Here is a 4,294-nt window from a genome sequence, read left to right on the forward strand (position 1 = left end):
ACTGCAAGGGTTCTCGGCGGATAATTTTAGAAATCGATCGAGAACCTCAAGATTTGCAAGTTGTGTGGCGGCTAGATTCGATCGCTAGACTTATTCAGCAAGCCCTACTTAGTCATGCTTTTGTCACCTTAACAGGGGTAATCGATACCCACGGGTAAATACTTACCGCGTCGGTGTTCCTGTTCTAGCATAAAAGTTAGAGCGGACATCAAGGATTGGTCTTGAGTTGTCGAACGGATCTCCAGCGACCGTACCAATCCAAATAAGAGCTTCCGATAGTGAGCATAAAACTTCCATAACAGGGGCAAGTGGTTATCGCTGTTGTAAGCTGTAATTTCCTCACACTGTTCTAACAATAGTTGCGAACCGCAATGACCAGTGAGAACAGACTGGACTTGTTCGCCTAAAACTGCGTTGTCACTGCTAGCACTGGAAACGGATAATATTTCAGCCAGCACCCCCAGCAAATCTCTAGTTTGAGTCAGATGCAGCTCCCGCAATTCTACCAGTTTGATTTTGGCTTTATTATGGATCGTTTGCATCCGTTTGAGAAACATCTCCACTAGATGATCTCGTGTTTTAACCTGAGCCTGGTACAGTAAGCACAGTAGCAATGTGCGCCGTTTGGGGAGCTTGATATCTTGAAACTCGGAAATATCCAATGCCTTTGCCTGTGCTGCAAAGGATTTCACCTTACCGATTGAAATACAGGATAACAACCGCTGTGCATCGCCAAAAGACATCAACTGGTTAAATTTAGCCTGGAGTTCCTGCATGTGTGAAAGGGTCGCGCTTTTGGGCGGAGATTTCAGCAGATTCAGCGTGGCAACTGACTCTTGTGATTCTGACAAGATCAGTCTATCTAAATAAGCTTGCTCGATTTGGGATAATCCAGCACACACTCGCTGAAACAAGCGAGTATTAGTAATGGAGCGAATATTCTTAGCCAGTCGGTCAATAGTGCTAAAGGCTGGCAACTCATACCGCTCCTTCACCAACTCTTCAATTGCCACATTAATCAAATCCGCAGGATGATCCTTCACGGACGCAGCCACCGTCATCACCTGTGCTACTAATTGTTGAGCGATATTGTCATAGGGTTTAACGTCTAAGTAGACCCGAATCGCTTCAGTATAACGACGACGGGAACGGAGAGAGGGAATCGCTGATACCTTCGCACTCAGTTTCAGGACGGAGCGGAGGTGGTCAATAATTGGCTGCGGTACAAAATCGGGATGAAGAAAGTAGCCGAGTCGTTGGAAGGCTTTGAGCATCACCAATAAACTCAGCCTGGAGCTATTTCCATGCGCCTTTGCATTGATAAACTGAATTTCCGCTGGTGTCGGAGTGTAAAGTTCTGCTAATTCTTTGACAGTCGGGGATTGTTTGAATTGAGGGTAAGCGGTACGTTCGATTGCAGTAATTTGGTGTCCTCCAAACAGATGCTTGTGAGGGGTTTCAACAAGTCTGCTGAGTGATATTAGCAGATATTGTTATCCTCGAAATGGGGTCTAGATGTCTGCTAATGCTGTTGATATCCCCTCTAACTGATGTCTGCTAATGTCTTTACACTGAAGATCTGGGCATCACAACTAAAAGTTAGAGGTTAGTGACATGCCATGAAACGAGATAGCATCCCATCACTCTCTAAAATTGGTCAGGTAAATCTGTCGCAATATGAATTGTATTTGTGTGACTTAATTGATGTCAGTCCGAGTACGATCCGTAATTACCTTTCAGATCTACGCCAGTTTATAGCTTGGGATGAGCAAACATCTTCAGCCGGACAAGAGACTCCACGGTCGTTTGTGCCCAATACCATTGCTACCCCGACGATTACTGGCTATCGTGCCTACTTACAGAATTCACTCAAACTCAAGCCAGCGTCAGTAAATCGGTACTTAATCACATTGAAGTGCTATTTCACTTGGGTAGTCAAAATCGGCTTAATTGGCAATAACCCTGCTGCTGCGGTGAAGTTAATCCCCAGAGTTGATTCGCCACCACGTCATCTGAGTAATATTGAAGAGTCTGGCTTGGTTGCAGCGGTTACGAATTCTGGTCACATCAGAGACCGAACGATAATTGTGCTGATGCTTCATACTGGATTACGCGCGGCTGAAATATGTACGCTGCGTCCAGAACAGGTTCATTTGGGAAAACGTAGTGGCATCTTAACGGTGTTTGGCAAACGTAACAAATATCGAGAAGTCCCGTTGAATGCGACAGCTAGAGCTGTGTTGATTGAGTACAACAAGACTCAGACAGTCCACGCCAATTATCTGTTTAGCTCGGAAAAAACGGGTGAGGCTCTAACTGAGAGAGGATTAGGATATTTGGTCAAAAAATATGCTCATCTAGCTTCGATCTCTGATGTCAGCCCACATGATTTGCGCCATCGGTTTGGATATCGGATGGCGCAAGTTGTGCCAATCCACCGACTCGCTCAGATCATGGGGCATGATTCGCTGGACACGACGATGATTTATATTCGTGGGACTCAGGGCGATCTTCAGCGAGAAGTGGAGAAAATTGCTTGGGAGTGATTTTAAAAGATAGATAGAGCAACGCTTTCAGGCGAAGTGGCACTATTTTACACGTATTTCGGCTCGACCCCAATAAGTCAAGGATCGCTGAATAACTGCCGTGGGACGTGGAATGAGCTAGCTTTCCTGATGGAAGCACATAGATCGGTATTACAATCGACCGAAAATTTATATTTAGTCAAGATGGGTAGTGAGACTAGTATAAGGTTCTGGGAAATCTATCAAAAAGAATCGAGACGTAAGTAAGATTTACTCATAGACATATTTAAGAAAAGAGAAGAGCCAATTTTTATCCGTTGCTCGACTCCTGATTTCGTCGTAATTAGAAGAGATGTTATTCAAGATTCACCCATCTCAAATATTTTGCAAAATCCATCACCACCACTCAAGGAAATTAACGAATTATATAAAGTTATTAAAAATAAGTGTTTTCCACATCAAGTCAAAGGATTTATTAGTCTAAAAACTAGCAACAGACCAGATCGAAGGTATCAGATTTTATCAGAAGCAAACGTTACTAAATTTGCCAGCAGATATATTCATGAGTCGGATCATAAATTGAGATATGATGTTATTGGGGAAAGTAATCCATCCGATCGAGAAGTATTTTCTGCTCCTTTGATGTTTACGCTCCCAAAATCTGGAAATACCATTACTAGTGTTGAAAGAGCGATCGATTCAGAAGTAAATATAAAATCTGGTCAAGAGTTAGATGAGTACTGGAAAAGATACGAGGACATTATCGAGTTAGATCGAGAAGGGAGAGCTGTTTCTCCAGATGCGGAGTTTGCAAATGATAATTTAGAGATCTAGCTGCGGATCTGTTCGAGCTACAATGACTAGATAAGAACTCATTTATTGTTGTTGCTAATCCTTTTGCTGCCAAAAATGGTACCCCATTCCCAGTACTTTTGAACATGTCAGTAAGAGACATCTTTGATGGTAACTCAAATTCAGGGGGAAGTGATTGAATTGCTAGAGATTCCGCTACCGATATTCTTCTCGCTTGATAAGGATGTAAGTGAACTTCATTATTTCCGTAACAAGCTGTAGTCGAATATCTCCATCTGTGTAGACGCTTATAAGATTTTTTAGAATCATCGCCTTCAAGCACAGATAGAAATCTGCTAAGTCCGGCACGAGGAGTAAAACAGTGATGGCTATTAGGATGATAATTTACATTGTTTTTTTAAACCAATGCTCTACTGTTAAATTGACAGGTATTCCCACAGGGCAATCTAAAGATAAATTTTCTCCAAATGGATCTGTTCTAGACCAAGGATAAGACATGATTTTATCGATCAAAAAGAGTTTATTTCTATCCCATGAAAATTGAGAGTTTAATTCATGGCTTGATTTCGCTGGTACTAAATCCGATCTAAATCCAATAGCTATAGCTCTTTCCCTACTTTGGGGAACGCCATATTCCAAAGCATTAATTAAACTATCTGTAATTAAATACCCATTTTGCTCCAACCTTGATTTCAGTCGATCGTAAAACAATCGATGTTTACCTGTAGACCCAGGGTGAACGCACTTAAATTTTCTATTATTAAAAATACGTGAAAATTAGATACAGATTTAATTTATCAAAGACGTGAAGTCTTTGTCTACAGGTAGCTTTAGCTAATTAATTATGTTAGATTGATTTGCAACTAATATCATTTCAAATGAAGCTGAAGCCCAAGCAGAGTATAGCAGAACATTTTAACGACATAGAAGACATTAGAATTGAACGTGGGAAAAAA

Annotated in this window: 2 protein-coding genes and 2 pseudogenes; 2 read left to right on the top strand and 2 right to left on the bottom strand. The window is 41.7% G+C overall.

Features of this window, described 5'->3' with window-relative positions:
* Positions 1 to 128: 128 nt before the first annotated feature.
* On the bottom strand, positions 129 to 1,487 hold the full coding sequence (locus ACEW9J_RS16430) for a DUF4158 domain-containing protein (protein WP_373546190.1): 1,359 nt from the start codon (positions 1,485 to 1,487) through the stop codon (positions 129 to 131).
* Positions 1,488 to 1,619: 132 nt separating this feature from the next.
* On the opposite strand from ACEW9J_RS16430, the gene ACEW9J_RS16435 reads away from it, so the two are divergent.
* Both ACEW9J_RS16435 and ACEW9J_RS16440 read left to right on the top strand, forming a co-directional pair.
* Positions 1,620 to 2,546 carry a tyrosine-type recombinase/integrase gene (locus ACEW9J_RS16435; RefSeq protein WP_373546189.1) on the top strand — a complete coding sequence of 309 codons (927 nt, stop codon included), beginning with the start codon at positions 1,620 to 1,622 and terminating at the stop codon, positions 2,544 to 2,546.
* A 36-nt stretch (positions 2,547 to 2,582) separates the two neighbouring features.
* A pseudogene (locus ACEW9J_RS16440) lies at positions 2,583 to 3,359 on the top strand (Cfr10I/Bse634I family restriction endonuclease).
* Here ACEW9J_RS16440 and ACEW9J_RS16445 read toward each other — a convergent pair.
* Positions 3,286 to 4,064, bottom strand: a pseudogene (locus ACEW9J_RS16445) (DNA cytosine methyltransferase); the annotation flags it as partial. The pseudogenes ACEW9J_RS16440 and ACEW9J_RS16445 sit on opposite strands and share 74 nt — an antisense overlap.
* Between the last annotated feature and the right edge of the window lie 230 nt (positions 4,065 to 4,294).

Origin of the sequence: Chamaesiphon sp. (genome assembly GCF_041737865.1) — a bacterium.
In the GTDB taxonomy this organism is placed as follows: Bacteria; Cyanobacteriota; Cyanobacteriia; order Cyanobacteriales; family Chamaesiphonaceae; genus Chamaesiphon.